At 70.6% G+C, this 1,405-nt stretch carries 1 protein-coding gene; it reads right to left on the bottom strand.

Features of this window, described 5'->3' with window-relative positions; translation table 11 throughout:
- Nucleotides 1-23: 23 nt before the first annotated feature.
- Nucleotides 24-1,226 (bottom strand): IS110 family transposase, encoded by a 1,203-nt coding sequence (locus ACTWQC_RS35755; protein ID WP_443320040.1) that lies wholly within the window; start codon nucleotides 1,224-1,226, stop codon nucleotides 24-26.
- Nucleotides 1,227-1,405: the final 179 nt, after the last annotated feature.

The following is a 1,405-nucleotide window of genomic DNA, read 5'->3' as shown; positions in this document are numbered from 1 at the left end:
CGGTGGGAGTCTCAATGATGAAGTCAAGCCGCTTGAGTGACGGGAGGGGCGGAGGTGAAGGTCCGTCCGTCACGCAGCAGCGCCCACAGCACACTCGCTCGGCGGCGGGCCAGCGCGATGACGGCCTGGGCATGCTTGCAGCCCTCGGCGCGCTTCTTGAGGTAGAAGTCCCGGTTCGGTCCCTCACGGATGATGCTGGTCTGCGCGGACATGTAGAACACCCTGCGTAGGCGGCGGCTATAGCGTTTGGGCCGGTGAAGGTTGCCGGTCCGACGGCCGGAGTCGCGCGGAACTGGCACCAGCCCGGCCGCCGAGGCCAGATGGCCGGCGTCCGCGTATGAGGCCAGGTCGCCGGCGGCCACGACGAACTCCGCCCCGAGTATCGGCCCCATCCCGGGCAGGGACTCGATGATCTCCGCCTGCGGGTGGATGCGGAAGGTGTCGCGGATCTGCTTGTCGATGCGCTTGAGCCGGTCGTCCAGGGTCAGGATCTGCGCGGCCAGGTCGGCGACGATCCGCGCGGCGACGTCCTCGCCGGGCAGCGCGGTCTGCTGGGCCTGCGCGGCCTCCAGTGCGGTGGCCGCGACACCGTCGGCGCCCCGGACGCCGCGGTTGGCCCGCCATGCCGTGAGCCGGGTCCGGCCGCGGCGGCGGATGGCCGCGGGGGTCTGATACCCGGTCAGCAGGACCAGCGCGCCCTTGTGAGCCGAGTAGTCGAAGGCCCGCTCCAGGGCAGGGAAGACACCAGTGAGCACGTCGCGGAGCCGGTTGATCATCCGCACGCGATCGGCCACGAGGTCGGCGCGGTGGGCGGTCAGGAGCGCGAGGTCGGCGGCCAGCTGAGCGGGCACGTCGATGGCAGCGAAATCCTGGCGGTGGCGGGCGGTTTCGGCGATGACGTAGGCGTCGCGGGCGTCGGTCTTGGCCTCGCCCCGATAGGCGGCCGACATGCGGTTGACCGTGCGGCCGGGCACGTAGACGGCCCGCTGGCCGTGCGCCGCGAGCAGGGCCAGCAGCAACGTGGACGAGGTTCCGGAGATGTCGACCGCCCAGTGGACCTCGTCCGCCAGATCCAGGATTTCGCCGAGCGCGGTCAGGATCGCCGACTCGTCGTTGTCGATCTTCTTCGACCACAGCGTCGCACCTGTCTCATCGACCACGGCCGCCCAGTGGTGGCCCTTCCCGGCGTCGATGCCGGCCCAGACCTGGGTCCGTCGCTTGCTCACTCGCCCCTCCTCGTTCCGCACAGCAGCGCCGTCGGCCCGAGGAACACCCCGCTGTCATCTCCGTAATCAGCGACCGAAGCGCACATCTCAATCAGCAGCCAGGGCGCCCCGGAGAGCTGGGCGGCCACTCCCACCGAGCCACGTCCGACAAGGCGTTGTCAGCCACACCCGGCCCTCCC

Source organism: Streptomyces sp. 8N616 (genome assembly GCF_052246385.1).
GTDB lineage: Bacteria > Actinomycetota > Actinomycetes > Streptomycetales > Streptomycetaceae > Streptomyces.
Note: the sequence above shows the minus strand (reverse complement) of the source record. Positions and strands in the feature narration are given on the sequence as shown.